Origin of the sequence: Zoogloea oleivorans (assembly GCF_008107625.1) — a bacterium.
Classification (GTDB): Bacteria; Pseudomonadota; Gammaproteobacteria; order Burkholderiales; family Rhodocyclaceae; genus Zoogloea; species Zoogloea oleivorans.
This window is the reverse complement of the sequence record NZ_SDKK01000017.1, coordinates 23,556-48,598: the sequence shown is the minus strand read 5'-3', so window position 1 is coordinate 48,598 and position 25,043 is coordinate 23,556. Positions and strand designations below refer to the sequence as shown.

The window sequence follows — 25,043 nt, the reverse complement described above, 5'->3', positions numbered from 1 at the left end:
TCCCATGCTGGCCAAGCGCATCATCCCCTGCCTCGACGTCAGTGCCGGGCGGGTTGTAAAGGGTGTTAATTTCATCGAGTTGCGGGATGCCGGCGATCCCGTCGAGGTGGCCCGTCGTTATGACGAGCAGGGTGCCGACGAGATCACCTTTCTCGACATCACCGCCAGCTCGGACGACCGCAACATCATCCTGCACGTGGTCGAGCAGGTGGCCGAGCAGGTCTTCATTCCGCTGACGGTGGGCGGAGGCGTGCGCACTGTCGATGACGTGCGCCGGCTGCTCAATGCCGGTGCCGACAAAGTCAGCATCAACACCGCCGCGGTGAACAATCCGCAGGTGGTGGCCGATGCGGCCGGCAAGGTCGGCAGTCAGTGCATCGTCGTCGCCATCGACGCCAAGCAGGTTGCACCGGGCAAGTGGGAAGTGTTCACCCACGGCGGCCGCAACCGGACAGGCCTTGATGTCGTCGAGTGGGCGCAGAAAATTGCTTCTCTTGGCGCTGGCGAAATTCTGCTCACCAGCATGGACCGGGACGGCACCAAGAACGGTTTCGACCTGGGACTGACCCGCGCGGTTTCGGATGCGGTGTCGATTCCGGTTATCGCCAGCGGCGGGGTCGGTAGTCTCGACCACCTGGCTGACGGCGTGACTCTCGGCCGTGCCGATGCGGTGCTGGCGGCCAGCATCTTTCACTTCGGTGATCACACTGTGCGTGAAGCCAAGGAACTGATGCGTGCCCGTGGTATCGAGGTGCGCCTGTGAGCGCCAATTCGGCATGGCTTGACGAACTTGCCTGGGACAAGGACGGACTGATCCCCGCGATTGCCCAGGATGCCGAAACCGGCGACGTGCTGATGTTCGCGTGGATGAATCGCGAGGCCTTGGCGCGGACGGCTGAAACAGGTGAAGCAGTATATTTCTCGCGCTCTCGCGGAAGGCTGTGGCACAAGGGCGAAGAGTCCGGCCACACGCAGAAGATCCGCGAGATCCGCATCGATTGCGACAATGACGTGGTACTTCTGAAGATCGAGCAGGTGGGCGGTATTGCCTGTCACACCGGGCGGCGCAGCTGCTTCTTTCAGAAATACCTCGCTGACGGCAGCTGGTCGGCCGTCGATCCGGTTCTTAAAGACCCGAAGGACATCTACAAATGATCGATATCGAAGTGCTGCACCGTGTGGCCGAGACCCTTGCTGCACGCAAGGACGCCAGCCCCGAGTCCTCCTACGTGTCCGGCCTGTTCCACAAGGGCACCGACGCGATCTGCAAGAAGGTTGCCGAAGAGTCCGCCGAGGTCATCATGGCCGCCAAGGACAAGGACTTGCTGCACGTGGTGTGGGAAGTCACCGATGTATGGTTCCATACCATGATCCTGCTGGCCCACTTCGGCCTGTCGGTTGATGACGTGCTCGCCGAATTCCGCCGCCGCGAAGGGGTGTCGGGCATCGACGAGAAAAAAGCGCGAACGGTCAAGTAAGGAAAGAGTCCAATGCAGGAGTGCCTGTTCTGCCGTATCGTGCGGGGCGAGATCCCCGCAGCGAAGGTGTATGAGGACGACGAGGTCCTGGCCTTCCGGGACATCCAGCCCCAGCGCCCGGTGCACGTCCTGGTCATACCGAAAAAGCACATCACCTCGCTGGCCGAAGCCACCGAGGCCGATGCGGTTGTACTCGGCAGGATGCTGGTAGTGGCGAACCGTATTGCCGTCGATCAAGGAAGTCCTGACGGCTTTCGGTCCATTATCAATACCGGTCGCGTCGGCGGACAGGAAGTCATGCATGTGCACATGCACATCGTGGGTGGGCAAGAGCCAGTCGGGCCGATGCTTAAACGGTAGTTTTTAGGAGAATTAAATGGGTTCCTTCAGCATTTGGCATTGGCTGATCGTTCTGGTTATTGTCATGCTCGTGTTTGGTACCAAGAAGCTGCGCAACATCGGGCAGGATCTCGGTGGCGCAGTCAAGGGTTTCAAGGACGGCATGCAGGAGGCCGGCAAGCCTGGCGAAGCAGGGCAGAAAATTGCCGACGGCAACAATCAGACCATCGATGCGGAAGCGCGGGAAAAGAACAAGTCCTGAATCCGGACCCGCGGCAGGCGCGGAAAAGGGGCGCTTTGAGCTGCCCCTTTTTCGTTTGTGTAGCCTGATTTTTTCTGCGTACTTAAAAAGTTAGGCGAATCGGATGTTCGATATCGGTTTTTCGGAGCTCATGGTCATCGGTATCGTGGCGCTCCTGGTGCTCGGTCCGGAACGTCTCCCCAAGGTGGCGCGTACCACCGGGCACCTTCTTGGCCGCCTGCAGCGTTACGTTTCCGACGTCAAGTCGGACATCAACCGGGAAATGCAGCTGGATGAGTTGAAGAAGCTGCAGGAAGAGGCGCGCAAGTCCGCAATGGAGTTTGAAAGCACGGTGCGCAACGAGGCGGCGGGCATTGAAAACGGCATGTCGTCGTCCCTGCAGTCGGCTTCGTCAGCGGTGGCCGAGCTGGAAAACAGCATGAAGTCGTCCATCTCCGGTGAAGCGACGGTTACGGCTCCGGTCGATCTCGACGCCGCTGCTGTCCAGCTCGACCGGCAGCTGGAGGCGGCCGCTGCGCATGTCACGCCGAATCCCGAGGCGGGGCCCACCAGTGATGAGACCGTCCTTGCGTCCGGGAAGGCGAAGTCATGAGCGATCAGGAAGACAGCTTCATTTCCCATCTGGTCGAACTGCGGGACCGTCTGTTGCGGGCCGTGGTTGCCGTCGTGGTGGTTTTCGTGGGCCTGATGCCGTGGGCAGGGGATATCTACGACATCCTTGCCCATCCGATGATGCAGGCGCTGCCCGAGGGGACGCGGATGATCGCCACCGGTGTGGTGACGCCTTTCTTCGTGCCCATGAAGGTGACCCTGATGGTGGCTTTCGTGATCGCGCTGCCCTTTGTGTTGTATCAGGCCTGGTGCTTCATCGCGCCGGGCCTGTACGCCCACGAGCGGCGCCTGGGTCTGCCGCTGGTGGTGGGCAGCACGGTGCTGTTCATCGCCGGGATGGCTTTCTGCTATTTCTTCGTATTCGGGACAGTGTTCAAGTTCATTGCCCAGTTCGCACCGAAGAGCATTACGCCGGCGCCTGACATTGAACAGTATCTGGCTTTTGTGATGTCGATGTTCCTGGCCTTCGGACTGACCTTCGAAGTGCCGGTGTTCGTGATCGTCCTGACCAAGATGGGCATCGTCGATGTGCCCAAGCTCAAGGAAGCACGGCCTTATGTCATCGTTGGCGCCTTTGTCGTCGCTGCGGTAGTGACGCCGCCAGATGTGGTGTCACAACTGATGTTGGCGATTCCCATGTGCCTGCTCTACGAGCTGGGGATTTTCCTGGCGCGGTTTGTGACGAAGACCAGGACCGAAGCGGTCGCCGAGTAGTTCTTCGGGTTGCATGTCCGATAAAAACCCCGCGATCAGCACGATTCGCGGGGTTTTTCTTTTGGGGCCCGGAAAGCACCGGGCCCTGGTGGTGCTTACACGTTGAACAGGAAGTTCAGTACGTCGCCGTCCTTGACCACGTATTCCTTGCCTTCCGAGCGCATCTTGCCGGCTTCCTTGGCGCCGGCTTCGCCCTTGAACTTGATGAAGTCGTCGAAGGAGATGGTCTGGGCGCGGATGAAGCCGCGCTCGAAGTCGGTGTGGATCACGCCGGCTGCCTGCGGGGCGGTATCGCCCACGTGGATGGTCCAGGCGCGCACTTCCTTGACGCCGGCGGTGAAGTAGGTCTGCAGGCCGAGGAGTTGGTAGCCGGCGCGGATCAGGCGGTTGAGGCCCGGCTCTTCGAGGCCCAGGTCGGCCAGGAAGGCCATCTTGTCTTCGTCGTCCAGGTCGGCCAGTTCGGCTTCGATCTTGGCGCACAGGGCGACGACCGGCGCGCCTTCCTTGGCGGCGTGCTCGCGCAGGCGGTCGAGGTAAGGGTTGTTTTCGAAGCCGTCTTCCATCACGTTGCCGACGTACATGGCGGGCTTGAGGGTCATCAGGCACAAGGGCTTGAGGATCAGCTTTTCGTCGTCGCTGAGCGCCATGGTGCGCGCTGGCTGGCCTTCGTTGAGGTGGGGCAGCAGCTTTTCGAGAATGGCGACGAGCTTCTGTGCATCCTTGTCGCCGGAGCGGCCCTTCTTGCTTTCGCGGTGGATGGCCTTCTCGACGGCGGACATGTCGGCCAGGGCCAGTTCGGTGACGATGGTTTCGATGTCGGCGAGGGGGTCGACCTTGCCATTCACGTGGATGACGTTTTCGTCGTCGAAGCAGCGCACTACGTTAACGATGGCGTCGGTCTCGCGGATGTTGGCGAGGAACTGGTTGCCCAGACCTTCGCCCTTGGAGGCACCGGCAACCAGGCCGGCGATGTCCACGAATTCGACAATGGCCGGCTGGGTTTTCTGGGGTTTGACGATCTCGCACAGGGCGTCAAGGCGCGGGTCGGGCACTTCGACGATGCCGACGTTGGGCTCGATGGTGCAGAACGGATAGTTCTCGGCAGCGATGCCGGCCTTGGTGAGGGCATTGAAGAGGGTCGATTTGCCGACGTTGGGCAGGCCGACGATGCCGCATTGGAGAGCCATGGAATTCCTTTGATGTGCAGGGCTTCCGGCCAGACGAGCCGGAAAACCCGCTATTGTAAAGCGGGTTCCCGTTCATCCAAAGGCCGACGCGGTTTCAGGTGCCGCGGGTGGCGTGCAGCAGGGTGTCGAGGAGGCTGACCATCTGGTCGATTTCGGCCTTGCTGACGGTCAGCGACGGCATGAAGCGCAGCAGGTTGGGGCGTGGTGCGTTGAGCAGAAGGCCCGTGGGTGTGTGCTCCAGGGCGGCCTTGACGAGGGCTGGGCCACGGTCGCTGTCGAGGATCAGGGCGCGCAAAAGACCGGTGCCGCGTTCGCCGACGAGCTTGTGCTGAATGACCAGGCGCTCGAGGGCGACGGCCAGGTAGCGACCGTTCTCTTCGACACCGTCGAGGAAGCCGGGCGACAACAGGCGGCGCAGAACGGCGACGCCAACAGCTGTCATCAGCGGATTGCCGTTGTAGGTGCCGCCCTGGTCGCCGGGCTCGAAGCAGCACACTTCCTCACGGGTGAGGAGTGCTGCAAGGGGGACGCCACCACCGATGCCCTTGCCGAGGGTCATGATGTCCGGGTCAATGCCGGCGTGCTGATAGGCGAACAGGCGGCCGGTGCGGCCCATGCCGGTTTGCACTTCGTCGACGATCAGCAGCAGTCCTTGCTCGTGGGTGAGGGCGCGCAGGGCCTGCAGAAAGTCCGGTTCTGCAGGAATCACGCCGCCTTCGCCCTGTACCGGCTCGAGCATGATGGCGACGGTTTTCGGGCCGATGAGGGCCTTTACCGAGTCGATGTCGTTGAGACGGGCTTTCGGGAAGCCGGGCACCTGGGGGGCAAAGAGGGTGTCCCAGCCGGGCTTGCCGGAGGCCGACATGGTGGCCAGGGTGCGGCCGTGGAAGCTGTGCTCGAAGGTGATAATCTCGAACGCGCCGCCCTTGTGAACCTTGCCCCACTTGCGGGCCAGCTTGATGGCACCTTCGTTGGCTTCGGCGCCGGTATTGGCGAAGAATACCCGGTCGAAGGCCGAGTGGGTGGTGAGGAGGCTGGCCAGTTCGATGGCCGGGCCATTGTAGAAGGCTGGGCTGGGATTGATCAGTTGTCCGGCCTGGGCCGTCAGCGCATCGCGGATTTCGGGTGGGCAATGGCCGAGGCAGTTCACCGCCCAGCCCTGGACGAAGTCGAGATAGGCCTTGCCCTTGTCGTCGAACAGCCAGGAGCCTTCGCCCCACACGAAGGTGAGCTCGGGACGGTTAGTGATGCTCATCAACGAGTTGCTGTCGAATTCGCCGTAGCGCATGAAAGGTGTCTCCTGATTAAAGGCCGTAAATATTAGCCCTCTGGTCGCCACCAAGGCGGATTTCACGGAAATTTCATCCGTATCGGGGACGATCAGCGACTTGCCTGAAGCCATTCGGCAGGGGCCGTCCAGTTGGCAATCCAGGGCGGGATGGCGTCTGCCGGCATGGGGTGGGCGATGCCGTAGCCCTGGGCGCAATCGCAGCCAAGGCCAAGCAGAGGTGCGCCGTGTGCGATGCTCTCGAGCCCTTCGGCGATGACCTGGCGTTCGAAGCTGTTGGCGAGGGCGACGATGCTTTTGACGATGGCCAGGTCCTCCGGGTCTTCCAGGATGTCGCGGACGAAGGATTTGTCGATCTTCAGTGTCTGGGCCGGGAGGCGCCGGAAGTCGGTGAGGGAGGCGTTGCCGGTGCCGAAGTCGTCCAGCGCGAAGCTGACGCCGAGAACCGAGCTGGCGCGGATGATCCGGGCCGTCTTCTCCACATCTTCCATGGCAGAGGTTTCGAGAATTTCGATTTCCAGCCGTTCGGCGGGCACGTCCGGATGGGCGTCGAGCAGGTTGGCGAGCTGTTCGGTGAAGTCCGCATCCTGCAGATGGTGGCTGGAAATATTGACGCTGACCGACAGCTGCAGGCCTTGCGTTGCCCATTGGCGGATCTGGGAGAGGGCTTCGCCGAGCACCCATTGTCCGAGCCGGCTCGCCATCGGATTGCCTTCGATGTAGGGGAGGAAGCTGGCCGGCAGGAGCAGACCCTCCTCCGGATGCTGCCAGCGGATCAGAGCTTCGGCGCCGATGACGGTACCGAGCCGCATGTTGACCTTGGGCTGGTAGAACAGGCGGAACTCACCGTCGGCCAGGCCTTTTTCGACACTGGCGGCGATCTGGTGAAGAGTTCGCATGCGTTGCTCCAGTTCGGTATCGAAGAGGGCGAAGCGATTGCGTCCGGATTGCTTGGCCATCAGCATGGCCTGGTCGGCATGGCGCAGGAGGACGTCTGGATCTTCTCCGTCGTGGGGGCTGACGGCGACCCCGATACTGGCGGAAACGCCGACTTCGGTGCCGGCATGTATGGATATCGGACGACTGATGGCGGTGATGAGGCGTCCCACGGCGACGGGAATCTCCTGCCGGTTCTGGATGCCTCCGATCAGCACCACGAACTCGTCGCCCCCCAGGCGGGCCACGGTGTCGGTGCCGCGCACGCATTCCTGCAGCCGGGCGGCCAGCTGAATCAGCACCATGTCGCCGGTGGAATGCCCCCAGGTGTCGTTGAGAAGCTTGAATCCGTCCAGATCCAGGTAGCAGACGGCGATCAGGCTGTCTTCCCGTTCGCCGCGGACGATGGCCTGGCGCAGTCTGTCGGCGAGCAGGGTGCGGTTGGGGAGGCTGGTGAGCGAGTCGTGGTAGGCCATGAACTGGATCTGCTCGGCACTCCGGACTTCGTCGGTGATGTCGCGCAGGATGGCGTAATAGCCATCGTAGATACCGTCTTCCCGGGTCGCCCGTTGGGCGTCGATTTCCAGCCAGCATTCGGTCCCCGTTTGCACGTTTTGGCGGAGCTGGCGGTAGCGGGCCGAACCATTGCCTTTTTCGATGGCGAGGATGGGCGCCTGGGCGCCGCCTGGTCCGAGATGCAGTGACACGGGTGTCCCGATCAGGTCGGTGGGCATCTTGCCGTGGAAGGCCGCGTAGTTGCGGTTTACGTAGCGGTAGCGGTCTTTTTCATCGACGGAGGCGAGCATGATCGGACTGCGCTCGGTGACCAGTTCGAGGGTCGCGGCGAGATGTTGCTGCTCGGCAAAGCGGGTGGCGTAGAGGCGGTAGGAGAGCGCCGTGAGCAGGGTCGTCACGAGGATCATTCCGGTCAGGATGGTCCAGCGGGACAGGGGCGGGATCGGACCTTCCAGCGCGATCCAGGCGTAGTGCTCCGACAGGGAAATGCCGAGGAGCGCGATGATGCTCGTCCCGGCCATGATGATGGCCTGCCGGGGGGCGACCAGCCAGCCCATCAGCACGATCAGCACCGGAATGATCGTCACTCCGATGCTGCGGTTGCCACTGGTGGACGGTGCGCTGAGGAGGGCGAGGATCCAGCACCCCCACAGCAGCACATGGCCGGCGGCGCGGATGCGCTGCTGTTCCAGCAGGGCGAGGCTCAGCAGTGGAAGCGCAATGATGCCCCCATGCACCAGCCAGCGGATGGTGGTGGGGAGGGACCCAAGCAGCGTGGTCATGGCGCTGACGCCGCCGATGCATAGCAGGGTGATGCTCATGAAACGGAGCAGTTTTCGGCTGGTGCCGCTATCAAACAGTGGTTTGCCGGTCTGCCTTGCGTCAGCGGGGAAACGTTTCATTCTGTCCGTCAGGATCGCGCCCAGGGGGCAAGCAGCATACACGCTGCCGCTGGGTTCCTGTTGCGCGGTGCCGGCGGGGTGATGTTCAGCGGACCATGAGCAGATAAACAAGCAAGATGTTGATGACGACCGATCCCAGCGCGAGCAGCTTCAGTCCCATCTGCGGATCACGCTCCATCAGCGGTGACCGGCGCGGTACAGCGAGGGGCCGGCGGGCGCCGCGTTCGAGGGCCAGCAGGAATTCCTCAGCGGTCTCGAAGCGGGCTTTCGGATCGCGGGCGACGGCCTTCAGTAGTACTGCTTCCAGCCACTCGGGGGTGTCCGGCCGGTAGCGGGTGGGCGGCACCGGATCGCCGAACTTGGGGTTCTGGAAGGGCTCGATCTCGCCGTAGGGGTATTTGCGGGTGAGCAGTTCGTAGAGGGTTACGCCCACCGCGTAGAGGTCGGTCTGTTCGTTGGCGGCGATGGTCTTCGGGCCATACAGCTCGGGCGCCATGTAGGTGGGAGTGCCAGGGTTGTTGATCTCGCCGAACTTCTGGCCTTCGACCTGCGCATCGGAGGCGGCGACACCCAGATCGAGAATGCGCAGGCGGCCTTCGGCGTCCAGGTGCAGGTTGTCGGGCTTGATGTCGCGATGGACGATGGACAGGCGGTGCAGGCCGGCGACACCCTTGAGAATGCGCTCGCCCAGGTCGGCGATCTCGCCGCTGCCGAAGCGGTGGCCGTTGTCGAGGCGGGCCTTGAGCGTTGCGCCATCGTGCCAGCTCATCAGGTAGTAAAGGTGGCTGCGTTCCGGGTGGGCGATGACCTGCGGGAAGTAGGCGTCGTTGACCCGCCGGGCCAGCCATTCCTCGTGGGCCAGGGCCGCTGCGGATTCGGCGTCGTCGTGCTCGGGGCGCAGGGTCTTGAGGACGCGGGCGTGGCCGTGGCTGTCACGCACCCGGTAGAGCAGGGTGGCAATGGATTCATGGAGCACGGCTTCGACGGTGAGCCCGTCCAGCGTTTGCCCGAGCTTGAGCTTGGGCGGCAGCGGCAGGCGGTGCAGGCGGGCAATGTTGTCGCGCAGCTTGTCGGCCGGCAGGGCGTCGATGCGCATGACCAGCGCGGTGCAGTTGTCCTGGCTGCCGCTGTCTTCGGCGCTCATGGCGAGGCGGGCGGCGGCGTCCTGGGGGTCCGATTCGGCGCACAGGATGTCGGCGATCTTGCGGTCGCCAAGCTGGCCCCACACGCCGTCGCTCATCAGTGCGAAGACGTCGCCGGCCTCGAGTTCGCCGTCGGCGTAATCGACCGACAGGTGGGCATCGAGTCCGACCGCGCGGGACAGCACGTTCTTCAGCTCGGGGTGTTCCCACACGTGGTCGGTGCTGAGCTGTTCCAGCTTGCCGGCGCGCAGGCGGTAGATGCGCGAGTCGCCCACGTGAGCCAGGTAGTAGCGCCTGCCGCGCAGCACGATGGCTGTCAGCGTGGTGGCCATGCCGGCGGTTTCGCGGGTGCGTGCAGCGTGGGACACCAGCCAGCGGTTGAGGGCCGAGATGACTGTGTCGAGGGCCTTGTTCACCGCCCACGTGTCGGGGGTGGCGTAGTAGTCGGAGAGCAGGCCGCGCACGGTGTACTCGGACGCCTCGCGCCCGTTGGCATGGCCACCGACGCCATCCGCCACCACCGCCAGGATGCCCTTGCTGTCCAGTTCTGGCCCCTCGGGCGTGACGGCACCGCAGAAGTCTTCATTGCGCGGCCGCGGGCCGGTGAGGGAAGAGTAGCCGAGGGAGGCCTGGAGTGTGGCGGTGGTCATGGGGCGATCGTCAAGTTCCTGTAGGTCGGACTTTAGCCCGACAGCGCTGCTTCAGCGGGGGTTTGTCGGACTGAAGTCCGACCCACAGAATCAGATCTTGGCGGCGGTGAGGTGCGGGGCGCCCCAGGTGGTGCGCCAGCGCTTCTTCACCGCGGTGAGGCCGATCAGTGCGGCGATCGCCAGCGCGGCGAAAATCAGGAAGCCAGCCTGGTAACTGCCGGTGACCTGCTTGCTGTAGCCCAGGCTGGAGGCCAGGTAAAAGCCGCCCACACCGCCGGCCATGCCGACCAGGCCGGTCATCACGCCGATTTCCTTGCGGAAACGCTGGGGCACCAGCTGGAAGACGGCACCGTTGCCCATGCCCAGCGACAGCATGGCGCACACGAAGATGGCCAGGGCTTGCCAGGCTTCGGGCAGGCCGATGCTGACGATGGCCAGGAAGATGGCCGCCAGGATGTACATGACGGTGAGGCTCTTGATGCCGCCGATGCGGTCAGCCACGTTACCGCCGATGGGGCGCACCAGGCTGCCGGCAAACACGCAGGCAGCGGTGAAGTAGCCGGCCATCTTGGCATCCAGCCCGTACTGGGTGTTGAAGTAGATGGTCAGCGATGAAGCCAGGCCGACGAAGCCGCCGAAGGTGACCGAGTAGAAGAACATGAACCACCAGGAGTCCTTGTCCTGCAGCACCTTCAGGTATTCGGAGAGGGACTTGGCCGGCGGGCACTCGGGGGCATCCTTGGCCATGACCAGGTAGAGCACGAAGACGATGGACAGCGGGATCAGCGCCAGGCCAAAAACGTTTACCCAGCCGAAGGCGGCCGCCAGGCCGGGGCCGAACAGTGCTGCCATGGCGGTGCCCGAGTTACCGGCGCCGGCAATGCCCAGCGCGGTGCCCTGGTGCTCCGGCGGATACCAGCGGGAGGCCAGGGGCAGGGCGACGGCGAAGGACGCGCCGGCCACGCCCAGGAAGAGGCCGAGGATCAGGGTTTCTTCATAGCTGTGGATGCCGTACTGCCAGGCGAAAGCCAGCGCACAAAGCACGATGACCTGACCGATGGCGCCGGCCATCTTGGGCTTGAGGTGGTCGACCAGTACACCCATGACGAGGCGCAGCAGCGCGCCGGCGAGTACCGGGGTGGCCACCATCAGGCCCTTCTGGGAATGGGTCAGGCCGAGGTCGGCGGCGATCTGTACGCCCAGCGGACCGAGCAGTACCCACACCATGAAGGCGAGGTCGAAGTAGAGAAAGGCGGCGATCAGCGTGGGCGTGTGGCCGGCCTTGAGGAAGGATTTACGATCCATTTCAGACTCCTGGGGATGAGTTGTCCCTGGCTGGCGCCAGTGGGGCGCTGCCGGGGTAATGCCAAATTCGGGTGATTCAGGTGGGGCTCACGCAGCGGGGGCGGCGGGGGGAGACTGCCGGGGCAGGACGCAGCCCCCGTTTCGTGAGTTCTTAGAGTTCGAGGTAAACCTCGCCCATATCCACCTTGACCGGGAAGTGCTTGACGCAGCCCACATCGGGCGGCACCACCTGACCGTCGTCGAGCTGGATCTTCCAGCTGTGCAGCGGGCAGGTGACGGTCTTGCCGTGGACGATGCCTTGGGACAAGGGGCCGGCCTTGTGCGGGCACTTGTCGCGCACCGCGAAGACTTCATCGGTCGAGTTGCGGAAGATCGCGATGCGGCCGTGCGCTTCGCTTTCCACCACCCGGGAGCCGAGGACCGGCACGTCGCTGACGGCGCAGATCTTTTTCCATTCAGTCATGTGCTCGCCCCTTATACCTTGATGATTTCGAATTCGCGCTTCAAGGTGCCGCCGGGCTTGTCCTCGAAGATCTCGGCCCACGGGTCCTTGTAGTTCTGCAGGGCAAAGAGGAGCCTTTCGTACAGCGCCTTGCGCTGCTCGGCGTCTTCGAGCACCGCCTTCTTGACGTGTTCCAGGCCGACCCGCTCGAGGTAGTGGCAGGTGCGCTCCAGGTAGAAGCCTTCTTCGCGATAGAGCTGGATGAAGGCGCCGCCGTATTCCATGACTTCGTCGTCGTCCTTCACCTTGCAGAAGAACTGGGCGATTTCGGTTTTGATGCCGCCGTTGCCGCCCACGTAGAGCTCGTAGCCCGAATCCACGCCGATCACGCCGATGTCCTTGATGCCGGACTCGGCACAGTTGCGCGGACAGCCCGAGACGGCCAGCTTGAATTTGTGGGGGCTCCACATGCCGAAAAGCATTTTCTCGAGCTTCACGCCGAGGGTCATGGAGCGCTGGGTGCCGAAGCGGCAGTGCTCGGCGCCAACACAGGTCTTCACGGTGCGCAGGCTCTTGCCGTAGGCGTGGCCGGAGACCATGCCGGCCTTGGCGAAATCGGACCACATGCCGGGCAGGTCTTCCTTCTTCACGCCGAGCAGGTCGATGCGCTGGCCGCCGGTGACCTTGACGGTGGGCACCTTGTACTTCTCGGCCGCGTCGGCGATGGCGCGCAGCTCGCCCGGCGTGGTCAGGCCGCCCCACATGCGCGGGACGACCGAATAGGTGCCGTCCTTCTGGATGTTGGCGTGAGCGCGCTCGTTGATGAAGCGGCTCTGCGGATCGTCGATGGCCTCGTGGGGCCAGGTGGAGATGCAGTAGTAGTTGAGCGCCGGGCGGCAGCTGGCGCAGCCGTTGGGGGTCTTCCAGGCGAGGAATTTCTGGGCCTCGACCACCGACAGCAGCTTGTTGTCCTTGATCGCCTTGCGCACTTCGCCGTGGGAGTGGTCGGTACAGCCGCACACCGCCTTGTTGTTGGAGTCCGCCGGGGTGTAGGCGCCGCCGACGGTGGAGGCGAGGATCTGTTCGACCAGGCCGGTACAGGAGCCGCACGAGCTCGACGCCTTGGTGTGCTTGCGCACGTCTTCCAGCGAGAACAGGCCGTGCTCCTGGATGGCCTTGACGATGGTGCCCTTGCACACGCCGTTGCAGCCGCACACTTCGGCGCTGTCCGGCATGCTGGCGGCCATGCTGTTGCCCTTGTGGCCGACATCGCCGAGGTGGGAATTGCCGAACACCAGGTGATCGCGGATGTCGTGGATGTCCTGTTCATCCTTGAGCAGCTGGAAGTACCAGGCGCCGTCCTTGGTGTCGCCGTAGAGCACTGCGCCGATCAGCTTGTCGCCCTTCAGCACGAGGCGCTTGTAGATGCCCATGCCGGGGTCGTGGAGGACGATGTCCTCGGTGCCTTCCGCGCCGGAGAAGTCGCCGGCGGAGAACACGTCGATACCGGTGACCTTGAGCTTGGTGCTGGTCACCGAGCCCTGGTAGCGGCCGATGCCGTACATGGCCAGGTGGTTGGCGCAGACCTTGGCCTGTTCAAACAGCGGCGCGACCAAACCGTAGGCAGTGCCCCGGTGGTTGGCGCATTCACCGACGGCGTAGATGCGCGGGTCGTAGGTCTGCAGGGTGTCATTCACCACGATGCCGCGGTTGCAGTGGATGCCGGCTTTTTCGGCCAGTTCCACGTTGGGGCGGATGCCGGCAGCCATGCACACCAGGTCGGCGGGGATGCTCTCGCCGTCCTTGAACTTGATGGCTGCGACGCGACCGGCGTCACCCGCCAGCAATTCGGCGGTCTGGGCGCTCATGCGGAACTTCATGCCCTTGGCTTCAAGGGCGGACTGCAGCATCTTGCCGGCGGTGCGGTCGAGCTGGCGCTCCATGATCCACTCGGAGTTGTGCACCACGGTCACGTCCATGCCGCGCAGGGCCAGGCCGTTGGCGGCTTCGAGGCCCAGCAGGCCGGCGCCGATGACCACCGCGTGCTGGTACTTCGCCGCGGCGTCGATCATCTCGTCGGTGTCCTTGATGTCCCGGTAGGAGATCACGCCCGGCAGTTCCTTGCCCGGCACCGGCAGGATGAAGGGGCTGGAACCGGTGGCGATCAGCAGGCGGTCGTAATCGACGGTGATCAGTTCGCCATTCTTGTCGGTGGCAATCACCGAGCGGTTCTTGCGGTCGATCTCGGTGACCTTGCTGCCCAGGTGCAGGGTGATGCCGTTGTCGGCGTACCACTGCAGGTCGTTGAGGATGATGTCCTGAATGGTCATCTCGCCGGCGAGCACCGGGGAGAGCAGGATGCGGTTGTAGTTGGGGTGCGGCTCGGCGCCGAACACGGTGATGTCGTACATGTCCGGCGCGATCTTGCGCAGCTCTTCCAGCGTGCGGACACCCGCCATCCCGTTTCCGACCATGACCAGTTTCAGTTTGCGCATGATTCCTCCAACGATTGGTTCTCCCCGAGCCGGTCGCGCGGGGCATCCGGTGCGGGCATTAAGCCTTTTGCAGGGAGATCGTCGTTGATCGCGGTTCGGGCCGCCGTTGGCCCGACCGCGTCACCGCATCAATGGGGATGCGGTGCGCAAGCACCTGGATTCAGGTTGCGGGCAGTGCAGCAATGTCTTTATTGCCGTCTGCGCACATTCGATGGATGGCTATAAGCAATGCGCGTGCCAGTGCTTGAAGGCCAGATTGCCGGCCTTCATCGCTGGAAAAAGCGGGAAAAATGGAAAAGTGGCGCACTGCACTGGTGCGCCTGGCCCCGTGGTGGGGCGTCTTTCAGGTTCGCTGTTTGCCGCGCTGCAGCAGATGAAGGATCAGTGCTGCGAGGATGGTGGCGAAGACCAGGAAGGACCAGTTGGCGATGGACAGACCCAGGAAGGTCCAGTCGATCACCGAGCAATCGCCGGCACCGCGGAAGATCATCGGCAGGGCAGAGGCCAGGGGGAAGCTCTCCAGCATGTACTCGAGGCCCGGACCGCATTCGGACACGGCGGGGGGGAACCACTGCAGCCACGATTGCCGGGCCGCCACGCCGCCGCCGGCGAGGGCCGCAACGCCGAGCAGTGAGGCATAGGCGAGAAAGCCCTTGTGTCCGGGGTTGTGCAGGCCGGCGACAAGGCCAATCAGCCCGCAGACCAGCATGGCGTAGCGCTGCATGATGCACATCGGGCAGGGCTCGATGCCCTTGACGTGCTGGAGGTAGAGTCCGACGGCCAGAAGGCTGCTGCAGACGACGAACAGGGCGATGGCGAGGGAGCGGAAGGGGAGGCGGAGCAACATGGGGCGAGGGACGGAATCCGGGGCAATAGGTTGTAGGAAGAGCGGCATCTTGCCCCGGAGTTCCGCACAGAGGCGGATTACTTGCTCTTGATCATCGTGCCGACGCCGTGGTCGGTGAGAATTTCCAGCAGCAGGCAGTGTTCGACGCGGCCGTCAATGATATGCACGCTCTTCACGCCGTTGCGGGCGGCGTCGAGGGCCGAACTGATCTTGGGCAGCATGCCGCCCGAGAGGGTGCCGTCTTCGACCAGCTCGTCGATCTGCCGCGGGGTCAGGCCGGTGAGCAGTGTGCCGGCTTTGTCGAGCACGCCCGGGGTGTTGGTCAGCAGCACCAGTTTTTCGGCCTTGAGAATCTCGGCCAGCTTGCCGGCCACCACGTCGGCGTTGATGTTGTAACTTTCACCTTCTTCCCCAACGCCGATGGGCGCGATCACCGGGATGAAGTCGCCTTGGTCGAGGAAGGAGATCAGGCTCGGGTCGATCTGGGTGATGTCGCCCACCTGGCCGATATCGATCAGATCGCCGGGAACATCCTTGCTCTCGATCATCAGCTTTTTGGCGCGGATGAAGTTGGAGTCCTTGCCGGTCAGGCCCACGGCCTTGCCGCCGGCCTGGTTGATGAGGTTGACGATTTCCTTGTTGACCTGGCCGCCGAGAACCATTTCGACCAGCTCCATGGTTTCTGCATCGGTGACGCGCATGCCCTGTACGAACTCGCCCTTTTTGCCGACCCGGGAGAGCATCGTTTCGATTTGCGGTCCGCCGCCGTGCACCACCACCGGATTGAAGCCGACCAGTTTGAGCAGGACTACGTCGTGGGCAAAGCACTCTTTCAGGTGCGGGTCGGTCATCGCGTTGCCGCCGTACTTGATGACGATCGTCTTGTCCTGGAAGCGCCGGATGTAAGGCAGGGCTTCGGCGATGATGGCCGCTTTCTGGGCCGGGGTAAGGTCGGAGGTGTCGATGTGTGCGGTCATTTTCTGGTGCGGCGCCGGGTTGTTTGCAGACAGACGAGATTGTAATGAGCGGGCTTCCAAACAAAAAGCGGGAAGAGGCTTCTTCCCGCTTTCTGCTTATTTATCGGCTTTCAGTGTGGCAATCATTCGATGACGAGACGCTTGGCCTGGACTGCAATCTTCTTCGGCAGACTCAGTTCGAGCACACCCTCGTTGAACCTGGCGCTGGCCCGGCTTTCATCCAGGTCCTGGCCGAGCTGGAAACTGCGCGAGACCTGGCCGAAGTAGCGTTCGGTGCGCAGAATGCGTTCGCCCTCCTTCACTTCGCTGCTTTGCTTGCGCTCTGCGCTGATCGACACCACCGGGCCATCGATGTGCACATGAATGTCCTCTTTCTTGATGCCGGGCAGCTCGGCGTGAACCAGGTAGGCATCGTTCGCCTCCTTCACGTCGACCTTCATCTGCGGGGCCTCGGTGGTCGTGTTGCCGTATTCGACGGGCCGCACCAGGAAGCCGCGGAGGAAGTCGTCCAGAGGGTCACGGCGAGTAAGGTTGCTCATGCGTTTTCTCCTTGAAAAGTCTGCGGGGCCAAGGGCAGTGTGCCCTCCCTGATGTGTATATAGGGGTGCCCGGCGCGTGCTTCAAGCCCCTTTGAGCAGCTAGACTCGCAGCTTGAAAATCCAAGGAGAAACCCGGTGGAAGACGTGAAGAATGTGGCCCCGACGAATGTCTGTCCGGCCTGTGGTGCGCGTTTTACCTGTGGAATGAATGCCGGTATGGCTGAGTGCTGGTGCGCCAGCCTGCCCCCGGTATTAAGCGTGCCGGAGGCGCACGCCGGCCAGTGCTATTGCCCCGAATGCCTCACAAAGAAGATCGGGGAAGCCGCTCGGCGCTGAGGCTGCGGGCGACCAGACGGATTGCGTCGCGGTTGGTCCATGAGAAGACCTTGTCGGCGGCGTCCTGCCAGGGCAGCCACAGGGCGGCGACGTGCTCGTCGGGCGCGAGGCGTACCGACAGCGGTGCGGGCACGCTCAGGCTGAAAACGTGCTCGGTATTGTGGCTGACGCCTGGCGCGTAGCGGGCGCGCCAGCGGTGCAGGATTTCAAAACGATTGCTCAGATGCCAGTCGACGAGATCGGCCGGCTGGGCCGCAATGCCGGTTTCTTCCGCGACTTCGCGCAGGGCGGTGGCCGCAAGGGCTTCGCTGTCCTCCCGGCTGCCGGTAACCGATTGCCACAGGCCGCCGCTTGCCGCACGTTCCAGCACCAGCACGTCGAGTGCCGGCGTGTGGATGACCACCAGCACTGACACAGGCTGCTTGTGGCCCTCGCTCATTCGATGTCCTGTAGCCAGTCCAGGCCGTCGGAGGCGGTGCCGACCAGGGTCCATAGGGGAACGCCATCTTCGCGCCAGGTGTCGGAGGCATCCTGGAGAACGGACAGGGCGGTGGCAAAGTCGGTGGGGCTGGCCTGGGCGAAGCCGTCGGCATGGTCGAGGATGATCACATAGCCATCGGCGCCCATCCACGACAGGTCGGTGAGGCAGTCGGCCAGGGCGTCCCAGTTGTGTCCGAACCAGTCGGGAAAATCCATGGCCTTGCTGATGGCCTCGAGGAAGCCTTCCTTGTCGGTGACTTTGGCCAGGTCCACCCGGTACATGGGGTATTCGAGGCTTTCAGTGGCTTCTTCGAGGGCGAGGTCGGCAGCAAAGGGCATGTGATAGATCCCGGCCCGTTCGGCGCGGGAGAGCAAAGTGTGGAACGGGAGTGCGCTCATGATCAGTCCTGGATGCGCCGGAAAGTGCGGTAATGGTCGTCTGAATAATAGAAGACGGCCGGGGGCCGTCCGCCACTGATGATGCGCCGGGCGCCGCGATCGCGGGAGCCGGGGGTGGTCACCGTGTATTCCCGGTAGTAGCCGGAGGCGGCTTCGGGCAGACGCTTTTCCCTGTTCTGGAAGGTGATGCCGTCGCGCCGGTAGGGGAAGGGGCCGCCCTGGCGGATCAGGCCCAGGGCTTCCCGGGCTTCTGCCGGCAGGCTGGCGGCAGCGATCGTTGCGCTGTCCTCGGACCTGCCCCAGTCAAAAAAGCCGCGCGCCTCGGCGCCGGACGCGCCGAGCAGGAGCAGCAGCAGCGCAAAAATTCGGAAATGGCGGGTGAGCATGACTGGCGGGATGGGCGATAAGGTGCCCGCAGTTTAGCAGCCTGCGACTCAGGGCTGGATGCCGTACTTCTTGAGCAGATTGTAGTAATACGTAGTCAGGGCCGGCAGGCGCGCGTTGCCGGGGTCAAGCAGGCGGGCCCGTTCCATCAGGGTGCGGGCCTGCTCGGCAAAGCGCTCGTTCCAGCCACAGTTTTCCACATGCTTGAGCAGCGCCAGCGTGGCGTTGAAGAGAACGTGGATATTGCCCGGCATCTTGCGCACGGCGCTGAGCATGAACTGCACGGCACCGTCGAAATCACCGCTTTGCGCCTTGCGGGCGCCTTCGGCGACCAGATCCTTGACCTCGCCCTGCATCTGGGTAGAGAGCTGCTCGCACAGTTCGGGTTTGCCGGCGTCCCGCAGGATGGTCTTGGTGCTCTCCATGGTCCGCTCGTCGGCGGCGTTGCGCATGATGTCCAGGATTACTTCAGTGCCGTGCTCGGTCATGTTGCTGGCAAAGCAGGCGCGAGCCAGTTCTTTCTTGAGGCCGAGGGACAGGCCACTGGTGTTGGCGCCATCGCTGGTGAGGTTGCGGATGGCGTCCCCGGCCTTGGCGTGATCCCCTTTCTTGATATGCACCATGGCGCTGGACAGGGACGAGCAGGAACTGGTCTTGTCGAGGCCCAGCATGGAGCGTTCGAGATCGCGGATGGTGGCTTCGGCCTGGACGGTATCGCCGCGCCCGAGCTGGGCCTGGATCAGGCGTACATGGTCTTCCGGATCGCGGAAGTCGGAGTATTTGCCCTTGCGAACGACTTCGGTGAGCACCTTTTCGGCGGCTTCGTGATCGCCGGTTTCGATGGCCAGTTCGCCGAGCCGGCGCAGGCGGCCGATCCGGTGGGGCGACAGGTTGGTGGCCGTGGTGAGAACCGTGCGGGCGCCTTCCAGTTCGCCGGCGGCTTCGCGGGTGCGCGACAACCAGTCGTAGGCATCGAGGAAAAGATCGTTCTCGGCGACCAGGCCCTGGAGGATGTCTTCCGACTCGGCGTAGCGCTTCTGCATGTAAAGCGTCTTGGCGAGGCCCAGCTTGGCCCACGGAATGCTGCGTGTCAGCAGGATTTCGGTGTACAGCCGCTGGGCTTCGTCGGCATTGCCGCTGGCAAGGTACAGCTCGGCCCGCAGGCGCATGAAATCGACGGTCCACTGGGGGTAGTTCTCTTCCCCGGTGGCGCAGGCAGCGATGGCATCCGGGGCGTTGCCCAGCTCGATCAGCCGGTAAGCCGGCATGAAGGCTTCACGCTTCTCCAGGGATTTTTGAATACGGTCGTGGAGGGTGTCGGCGGCGAAGGGCTTGAGGATGTAATCGTTGGGCGCCAGCTCTGCCGCGCTGACCACGCGTTCATACTGGCGCTCGCCGGTGACCATCACAAAGAGCGTGGTCAGCGGGATGATGCTGTGGTGGCGCAGGTCTTCGAGCAGGTGCTGGCCGTCCTGGCCGTCGCCGAGGTGATATTCGCAAAGAATCAGGTCGTAGCGGGTGTCGCGCAGCTTGCGTACAGCCACACCGGCCGTAACGGCAAACTGGACCTTGCTGATGCCGCTCATGTTGAGCATCGTGCGAAGCTGTGTCCGCATGGTCGGATTCGCTTCGACAACGAGGGCGGAGATTGTGGCGAGATCGATCACGGGTAGCGGGGGCGTGAAGCTTTGGTCCCTCTTCAAACGGCCCGCAGCGGTGATTCTTGAGCGGGAAACGCACGAAAAAGGGGCGAGCGGCCAGGCCGTTCGCCCCTTTTTACGACATATTGCTTTTCAGGTTCAGGCTGCGGGCGTATCCGTGGCCTTCTGACGCAGGCGAATGTGCAGTTCGCGCAGTTGCTTTTCATCCACCGGCGACGGCGCGTTGGTGAGCAGGCACTGGGCGCGCTGGGTCTTCGGGAAGGCGATCACGTCGCGGATCGACTCGGCACCGGTCATCATCGTGACGATGCGGTCGAGGCCGAAGGCCAGGCCACCGTGCGGGGGCGCACCGTACTTGAGGGCGTCGAGCAGGAAGCCGAACTTGGCCTGTTGCTCTTCCGGACCGATGTTGAGGGCGGAGAAGACGGTTTCCTGCACTTCGGCCTGGTGGATACGCACCGAGCCGCCGCCGATTTCCCAGCCGTTGAGGGCGAGGTCGTAGGCCTTGGCCAGGCACTTGCCCGGGTCGGTGGTGAGCAGCGCCAGGTGTTCGTCCTTGGGGCTGGTGAAGGGGTGGTGGCAGGCGGTCCAGCGCTTGTTTTCCTCGTCGTACTCGAACATCGGGAAGTCCACGACCCACAGAGGTTCCCAGGCCTTGCCGTTGACGAAACCCTTCTCGTGACCGAGCTTGGTGCGCAGCGCGCCGAGGGCGTCGTTCACCACCTTGGTCTTGTCGGCGCCGAAGAAGATCAGGTCGCCGGACTGGGCGCCGGTGCGCTCGAGGATGGTACGCAGGGCCGCTTCGTTGAGGTTCTTGACGATGGGCGACTGCAGGCCGGTTTCGTTCGGCTGGGTCACGTCGTTGACCTTGATGTAGGCCAGGCCGCGGGCACCGTAGATGCTGACGAACTTGGTGTACTCGTCGATTTCGCCACGGGTCAGGGTGGCGCCGCCGGGCACGCGCATGGCCGCCACACGGCCGCCGGAGGTGGCCGGGCCGCTGAACACCTTGAAGGCCACGTCCTTGACCGCGTCGGTGACGTCGGTGAGCTCAAGGGTGACGCGCAGGTCGGGCTTGTCGGAGCCGAAACGGTCCATGGCTTCCGCGTAGGTGATGCGCGGGAAGGGCTGGGGCAGATCGACGGACAGCACTTCCTTGAAGACCGTGCGGATCATCTCCTCGGTCAGCGCGGTGATCTCGTCTTCGCCCAGGAAGGAGGTTTCCAGGTCGATCTGGGTGAATTCGGGCTGGCGGTCGGCGCGCAGGTCTTCGTCGCGGAAGCACTTGACGATCTGGTAGTAGCGGTCGTAGCCGGCCACCATCAGCAGCTGCTTGAAGAGCTGCGGCGACTGGGGCAGGGCGAAGAACTGGCCGTCGTGAACGCGGGACGGCACCAGGTAGTCGCGGGCGCCTTCCGGGGTGCTCTTGGTGAGCATCGGGGTTTCGATGTCGATGAAGCCCTGGGCATCGAGGAAGCGGCGGAAGGCCATGGCCGTCTTGTAGCGCAGCATCATGTTCTTCTGCATCTGCGGACGACGCAGGTCGATGACGCGGTGCGTGAGGCGGGTGGTTTCGGAGAGGTTTTCCTCGTCGAGCTGGAACGGGGGCGTGGCCGAGGTGTTGAGCACTTCGATGTCGTGGCACAGCACTTCGATCTCGCCGGACACCAGGTTGGCGTTCTCGGTGCCGGCCGGGCGCCGACGCACCTTGCCGGTGATCTTCAGGACGAACTCGCCGCGGATGGACTCGGCCACCTGGAACATGTCGGCCCGGTCCGGATCGCAGACCACCTGGACGAGACCTTCGCGGTCGCGCAGGTCGATGAAGATCACGCCGCCGTGGTCGCGCCGGCGATGAACCCAGCCGCAAAGGGTGACGATCTGGTCGAGGTAGGCGGCGGAAACGAGGCCGCAGTATTGAGTTCGCATGGTGTGATCTTTATTCCTGGAAATAACGGAACGCGGCTGGGCGACAGCCGCGCTTATTGATTCAGTAGGGCCGACGCGGGTTGCGGCGTCCGGGTACGGTGGGGTGGAGGTGCCACGACGCCCATCGAGATGATGTACTTGAGGGCTTCATCGACGCTCATGTCCAGCTCGATGGCGTCCTTGCGGGGCAGCATCAGGAAGAAGCCGGAGGTCGGGTTGGGCGTGGTCGGCACGTAAACGCTGACGAAGTCGGGCCCCAGGTGATGCGCAGCGTCACCGCCAGGCGCGCCGGTCTGGAAGCCGATGGTCCACATGCCCTCGCGGGGATACTGGATCAGCAGCGCCTTGCGGAAGGCCTGGCCGTTGCTGGACAGCAGCGTGTCGGAAACCTGCTTGACGCTGTAGTAGATCGACTTGACCACCGGGATGCGCGACAGGGCGCTTTCCCAGAAGCCCACCATGCGCTGGCCGACGAAGTTGGCGGCAGCGAGGCCGGTGACGAGAATCAGCAGCAGGGAGACGACGACGCCGATGCCCGGCATGTGGAAGCCCAGAAAGGCTTCCGGCCGGACTGTGGCCGGGACGAGCAGGAGGATCTGGTCAAGGGTATTGACGATCCAGGCCAGCACGACGAAGGTGATGACCAGCGGAATCCAGATCAGCAGTCCGGTAACGAAGTATTTTTTCATTCAGTGGTGTTTGCGGGCGGCGGCGCTCAGTGGCACGCGCAACTGCCGCCACAGGGGGTGGAGGCGGGCGTGTCGGCCTTGGCTGCTTCGGTTTTGGGGCTGGCACTGCCGGTGCTGCTGCTACCGCCACCCTTGAAGTCGGTGGCGTACCAGCCGCTGCCCTTCAGCTGGAAACCGGCAGCGGAAATCTGCTTTGCATAGGTTTCGGCGCCGCAGGCGGGGCAGGTGGTGAGCGGGGCATCGCTCATTTTTTGAAGATGGTCTTTTTGATGGCCGCAGGCGGTGCAGCGATACTCGTAGATAGGCATGACGAGCTCCGGAAAGTCAATTGGCGAAGTTTAGCGCATCGCAACATCGGGCGAAACAGACCCGCTCTCGCCCACTTGGGGGCGAAAGGCGGCGTTTCAAGGTGGCAGCCTCAGAGTGTCCCGAGGTAGGCCTGGGTCAGTGGGGTGCCCCAGTACAGTGCAAGCAGCCCGGCAGCGGCCAGATAAGGGCCGAAAGGGATGGGGATTTCGCGGCCGTGCTTGCGCAGGAGGATCAGGCTGATGCCGACAATGGCACCGACCAGGGAGGACAGCAGGATCGTCAGGGGCAGAATCTGCCAGCCGAGCCAGGCGCCGATGGCCGCCAGCAGCTTGAAGTCGCCATAGCCCATGCCTTCCTTGCCGGTGGCGAGCTTGAACAGCCAGAACACCGACCACAGGGTGAGGTAGCCGGCGGCAGCGCCGACGACGGCGTCGGCGAGGTTTGTGTAGGTGGCGTTGAGATTCAACAGCAGCCCCAGCCACAGCAGCGGCAGGGTGATGCTGTCGGGCAGGAGCTGGGTGTCCAGGTCGATGAAGCACAGGGCGATCATGGCCCACACGAAGACCAGAGCCCCGCAGCCGGCCGCACCGAAGCCGAAATGCAGGGCGGTGAAGCCGGACAGGCCTGCGCACAGGATCTCGATCAGCGGGTAGCGAACGCCGATCGGGCCGCTGCAGTGCCGGCAGCGTCCGCGCAGCAGGATGTAGCTGACTACCGGAATGTTCTCGAGGGCACCGATCAGGTGGCCGCAGTGGGGGCAGCGCGAGCGCGGGACGGCCAGATTGAAGCGCGGCGCGGCTTCTTCCGGTGTGTCGCCCCGGAGCGAGGCCGCCTCGAGGTGCCATTCCCGTTCCATCATCACCGGCAGGCGGTGGATGACGACATTCAGAAAGCTGCCGACGAACAGCCCGACCAGCGTGCAGATCGTCACGAAGACGATGGGGTCCTTGAAAACGTCCATGGGTGAATATTGGGCTGCTTAGCTGACAACCGCGCCAAGCTTGAAGATCGGCAGGTACATGGCGACGACGAGACCGCCGATGACGACGCCGAGAAACACCATGATGATCGGCTCCAGCAACTGGCTGAGGCCGGCTACCGCGTCATCCACTTCCTGCTCGAAGAAGTCCGCAACCTTGCTGAGCATCGAGTCGAGCTGGCCGGATTCTTCGCCGATGGAGACCATCTGCACGACCATGGTCGGGAAGACGAGGGAGTTCTGCATTGCCACCGTCAGGCTGGTGCCGGTGCTTACATCCGACTGGATCTGCTTGGTGGCATTTTTGTAGACCACGTTACCGGAGGCGCCGCCGACCGAGTCGAGGGCCTCGACGAGGGGCACGCCAGCGGCGAACATGGTGGCCAGGGTGCGTGTCCAGCGGGCGATGGTGGCCTTGCGGACCACATCGCCGATCACCGGAAGCTGCAGTACGGCGCGATCGACGGCAACCTGCATTGGCACCGAGCGTTTGTAGGTATAGGCAACGCCCATCACCGTGCCGATGATGATGCTGAAGGCCAGATACCAGTACGCGATGAAGAAGTCTGAGATGGTGATGACGAACATCGTCGGCGCCGGGAGGTCGGCGCCAAAGCTGGCGAAGACCTTTTTGAATTCGGGCACGACGAACAGCATCATCACCGAGACCACCAGCGCTGCAACCACGACCACGGAGATCGGGTAGAACATGGCGGCCTTGATCTTGCCCTTGATGGCAAGAATCTTTTCCTTGTAGTTCGCCAGCCGGTCGAGCAGGGAGTCGAGGATACCGGCCTGTTCGCCCGCGGCGACGAGGTTGCAGAACAGGGCATCGAAATGCACCGGGTGGCGCCGGAAGGCCTGGGACAGGCTGCTGCCGGTTTCCACGTTGGCGCGCACGTCGTTGAGCAGGCGGGCCAGGGACGGGTTGCCGCAGCCCTTGATCGCGATCTCGAAGGATTGCAGCAGTGGCACGCCCGAACGCATCATCGTGGACAGCTGGCGGGTGAACAGCGCGATGTCCTTGTCGGTGATTTTCCGGCCACGGGCAAAGGCCTGCTTGCGGATCTTGTGGGCCAGGATGCCTTGCCGGCGCAGTATGGTCTGGACGACGGTTTCCGTCACCGCACGCATTTCGCCGCGGATGATCTTGCCGGTCTTGTCCTTGCCTTCCCAGACGAACAGGTGCTCCCGGGCAAGGTTCGCGTTACGGGCGGGGGGCTTTTTGTTGGATGCTGTGGCCATC

Annotated in this window: 27 protein-coding genes; 8 read left to right on the top strand and 19 right to left on the bottom strand. The window is 63.5% G+C overall.

Annotated elements, in window-relative coordinates; genetic code table 11:
• Positions 1 to 4: 4 nt before the first annotated feature.
• The 7 genes from hisF (at position 5) to tatC (ending at position 3,405) form a co-directional block, all read left to right on the top strand.
• On the top strand, positions 5 to 763 hold the full coding sequence (gene hisF / locus ETQ85_RS17530; protein WP_148580379.1) for an imidazole glycerol phosphate synthase subunit HisF: 759 nt from the start codon (positions 5 to 7) through the stop codon (positions 761 to 763).
• A complete protein-coding gene (gene hisI, locus ETQ85_RS17525; RefSeq protein ID WP_148580378.1) occupies positions 760 to 1,155 on the top strand; it encodes a phosphoribosyl-AMP cyclohydrolase in 396 nt (131 codons plus the stop codon). Before hisF ends, hisI begins: the two co-directional genes overlap by 4 nt.
• A complete protein-coding gene (locus tag ETQ85_RS17520; RefSeq protein ID WP_148580377.1) occupies positions 1,152 to 1,478 on the top strand; it encodes a phosphoribosyl-ATP diphosphatase in 327 nt (108 codons plus the stop codon). The genes hisI and ETQ85_RS17520 overlap by 4 nt, the downstream gene beginning before the upstream one ends.
• A 12-nt stretch (positions 1,479 to 1,490) precedes the next feature.
• On the top strand, positions 1,491 to 1,838 hold the full coding sequence (locus ETQ85_RS17515; protein WP_148580376.1) for a histidine triad nucleotide-binding protein: 348 nt from the start codon (positions 1,491 to 1,493) through the stop codon (positions 1,836 to 1,838).
• 16 nt (positions 1,839 to 1,854) lie between these two features.
• Positions 1,855 to 2,079 carry a Sec-independent protein translocase subunit TatA gene (tatA, locus tag ETQ85_RS17510; protein WP_148580375.1) on the top strand — a complete coding sequence of 75 codons (225 nt, stop codon included), beginning with the start codon at positions 1,855 to 1,857 and terminating at the stop codon, positions 2,077 to 2,079.
• A 103-nt stretch (positions 2,080 to 2,182) separates the two neighbouring features.
• Positions 2,183 to 2,671: a Sec-independent protein translocase protein TatB gene (gene tatB, locus ETQ85_RS17505; protein WP_148580374.1), complete on the top strand. Its 489-nt coding sequence runs from the start codon at positions 2,183 to 2,185 to the stop codon at positions 2,669 to 2,671.
• Entirely contained in the window at positions 2,668 to 3,405 is a 738-nt protein-coding gene (tatC, locus tag ETQ85_RS17500; RefSeq protein WP_148580373.1) for a twin-arginine translocase subunit TatC, read from the top strand. Before tatB ends, tatC begins: the two co-directional genes overlap by 4 nt.
• A gap of 95 nt (positions 3,406 to 3,500) precedes the next feature.
• Here tatC and ychF read toward each other — a convergent pair whose 3' ends face one another.
• The 10 genes from ychF to ETQ85_RS17450 form a co-directional block, all read right to left on the bottom strand.
• On the bottom strand, positions 3,501 to 4,592 hold the full coding sequence (ychF, locus tag ETQ85_RS17495; RefSeq protein ID WP_148580372.1) for a redox-regulated ATPase YchF: 1,092 nt from the start codon (positions 4,590 to 4,592) through the stop codon (positions 3,501 to 3,503).
• Between the two features lie 94 nt (positions 4,593 to 4,686).
• Positions 4,687 to 5,880, bottom strand: a complete 1,194-nt coding sequence (locus ETQ85_RS17490) for an acetylornithine transaminase (protein WP_148580371.1) — start codon at positions 5,878 to 5,880, stop codon at positions 4,687 to 4,689.
• Between the two features lie 92 nt (positions 5,881 to 5,972).
• On the bottom strand, positions 5,973 to 8,153 hold the full coding sequence (locus tag ETQ85_RS17485) for a putative bifunctional diguanylate cyclase/phosphodiesterase (protein ID WP_222862200.1): 2,181 nt from the start codon (positions 8,151 to 8,153) through the stop codon (positions 5,973 to 5,975).
• A 166-nt stretch (positions 8,154 to 8,319) separates the two neighbouring features.
• Positions 8,320 to 10,026 carry a bifunctional protein-serine/threonine kinase/phosphatase gene (locus tag ETQ85_RS17480; protein WP_148580369.1) on the bottom strand — a complete coding sequence of 569 codons (1,707 nt, stop codon included), beginning with the start codon at positions 10,024 to 10,026 and terminating at the stop codon, positions 8,320 to 8,322.
• A gap of 90 nt (positions 10,027 to 10,116) precedes the next feature.
• On the bottom strand, positions 10,117 to 11,331 hold the full coding sequence (locus tag ETQ85_RS17475; RefSeq protein ID WP_148580368.1) for a nitrate/nitrite transporter: 1,215 nt from the start codon (positions 11,329 to 11,331) through the stop codon (positions 10,117 to 10,119).
• 151 nt (positions 11,332 to 11,482) lie between these two features.
• On the bottom strand, positions 11,483 to 11,794 hold the full coding sequence (gene nirD, locus ETQ85_RS17470) for a nitrite reductase small subunit NirD (protein ID WP_148580367.1): 312 nt from the start codon (positions 11,792 to 11,794) through the stop codon (positions 11,483 to 11,485).
• A gap of 11 nt (positions 11,795 to 11,805) precedes the next feature.
• Entirely contained in the window at positions 11,806 to 14,268 is a 2,463-nt protein-coding gene (gene nirB, locus ETQ85_RS17465) for a nitrite reductase large subunit NirB (RefSeq protein WP_148580366.1), read from the bottom strand.
• A 343-nt stretch (positions 14,269 to 14,611) separates the two neighbouring features.
• Positions 14,612 to 15,115, bottom strand: a complete 504-nt coding sequence (locus ETQ85_RS17460) for a disulfide bond formation protein B (protein ID WP_148580365.1) — start codon at positions 15,113 to 15,115, stop codon at positions 14,612 to 14,614.
• 77 nt (positions 15,116 to 15,192) lie between these two features.
• Entirely contained in the window at positions 15,193 to 16,092 is a 900-nt protein-coding gene (gene argB / locus ETQ85_RS17455) for an acetylglutamate kinase (RefSeq protein WP_148580364.1), read from the bottom strand.
• A gap of 122 nt (positions 16,093 to 16,214) precedes the next feature.
• Complete coding sequence (locus tag ETQ85_RS17450) at positions 16,215 to 16,631, bottom strand: Hsp20/alpha crystallin family protein (protein WP_148580363.1); 417 nt, start codon at positions 16,629 to 16,631, stop codon at positions 16,215 to 16,217.
• 135 nt (positions 16,632 to 16,766) lie between these two features.
• Here ETQ85_RS17450 and ETQ85_RS26995 point away from each other — a divergent pair, with 135 nt between their 5' ends.
• On the top strand, positions 16,767 to 16,967 hold the full coding sequence (locus tag ETQ85_RS26995; RefSeq protein ID WP_342781960.1) for a cysteine-rich CWC family protein: 201 nt from the start codon (positions 16,767 to 16,769) through the stop codon (positions 16,965 to 16,967).
• Here the strand turns inward: ETQ85_RS26995 and nudB are convergent.
• The 9 genes from nudB to ETQ85_RS17400 all read right to left on the bottom strand — a co-directional run bounded on the left by nudB (position 16,933) and on the right by ETQ85_RS17400 (position 25,042).
• Positions 16,933 to 17,406, bottom strand: a complete 474-nt coding sequence (gene nudB, locus ETQ85_RS17440) for a dihydroneopterin triphosphate diphosphatase (protein ID WP_148580362.1) — start codon at positions 17,404 to 17,406, stop codon at positions 16,933 to 16,935. The genes ETQ85_RS26995 and nudB overlap by 35 nt on opposite strands.
• Positions 17,403 to 17,846, bottom strand: a complete 444-nt coding sequence (locus tag ETQ85_RS17435; protein WP_246128800.1) for a barstar family protein — start codon at positions 17,844 to 17,846, stop codon at positions 17,403 to 17,405. The genes nudB and ETQ85_RS17435 overlap by 4 nt, the downstream gene beginning before the upstream one ends.
• 2 nt (positions 17,847 to 17,848) lie before the next feature.
• On the bottom strand, positions 17,849 to 18,232 hold the full coding sequence (locus ETQ85_RS17430; protein WP_148580361.1) for a guanyl-specific ribonuclease: 384 nt from the start codon (positions 18,230 to 18,232) through the stop codon (positions 17,849 to 17,851).
• A 48-nt stretch (positions 18,233 to 18,280) separates the two neighbouring features.
• On the bottom strand, positions 18,281 to 19,897 hold the full coding sequence (locus tag ETQ85_RS17425) for a tetratricopeptide repeat-containing response regulator (RefSeq protein WP_148580360.1): 1,617 nt from the start codon (positions 19,895 to 19,897) through the stop codon (positions 18,281 to 18,283).
• 132 nt (positions 19,898 to 20,029) lie between these two features.
• Positions 20,030 to 21,820, bottom strand: coding sequence for an aspartate--tRNA ligase (gene aspS, locus ETQ85_RS17420; RefSeq protein WP_148580359.1), 1,791 nt, complete (start codon positions 21,818 to 21,820; stop codon positions 20,030 to 20,032).
• Between the two features lie 53 nt (positions 21,821 to 21,873).
• Positions 21,874 to 22,509 (bottom strand): DUF502 domain-containing protein, encoded by a 636-nt coding sequence (locus ETQ85_RS17415; RefSeq protein WP_148580358.1) that lies wholly within the window; start codon positions 22,507 to 22,509, stop codon positions 21,874 to 21,876.
• 26 nt (positions 22,510 to 22,535) lie between these two features.
• Positions 22,536 to 22,817 carry an FmdB family zinc ribbon protein gene (locus ETQ85_RS17410; RefSeq protein WP_148580357.1) on the bottom strand — a complete coding sequence of 94 codons (282 nt, stop codon included), beginning with the start codon at positions 22,815 to 22,817 and terminating at the stop codon, positions 22,536 to 22,538.
• Positions 22,818 to 22,927: 110 nt separating this feature from the next.
• The gene (locus ETQ85_RS17405; RefSeq protein ID WP_148580356.1) at positions 22,928 to 23,779 is read right to left on the bottom strand and encodes a prepilin peptidase; all 852 of its coding nucleotides are present in this window, start codon (positions 23,777 to 23,779) and stop codon (positions 22,928 to 22,930) included.
• A gap of 18 nt (positions 23,780 to 23,797) precedes the next feature.
• Positions 23,798 to 25,042 (bottom strand): type II secretion system F family protein, encoded by a 1,245-nt coding sequence (locus ETQ85_RS17400; protein ID WP_148580355.1) that lies wholly within the window; start codon positions 25,040 to 25,042, stop codon positions 23,798 to 23,800.
• Position 25,043: the final 1 nt, after the last annotated feature.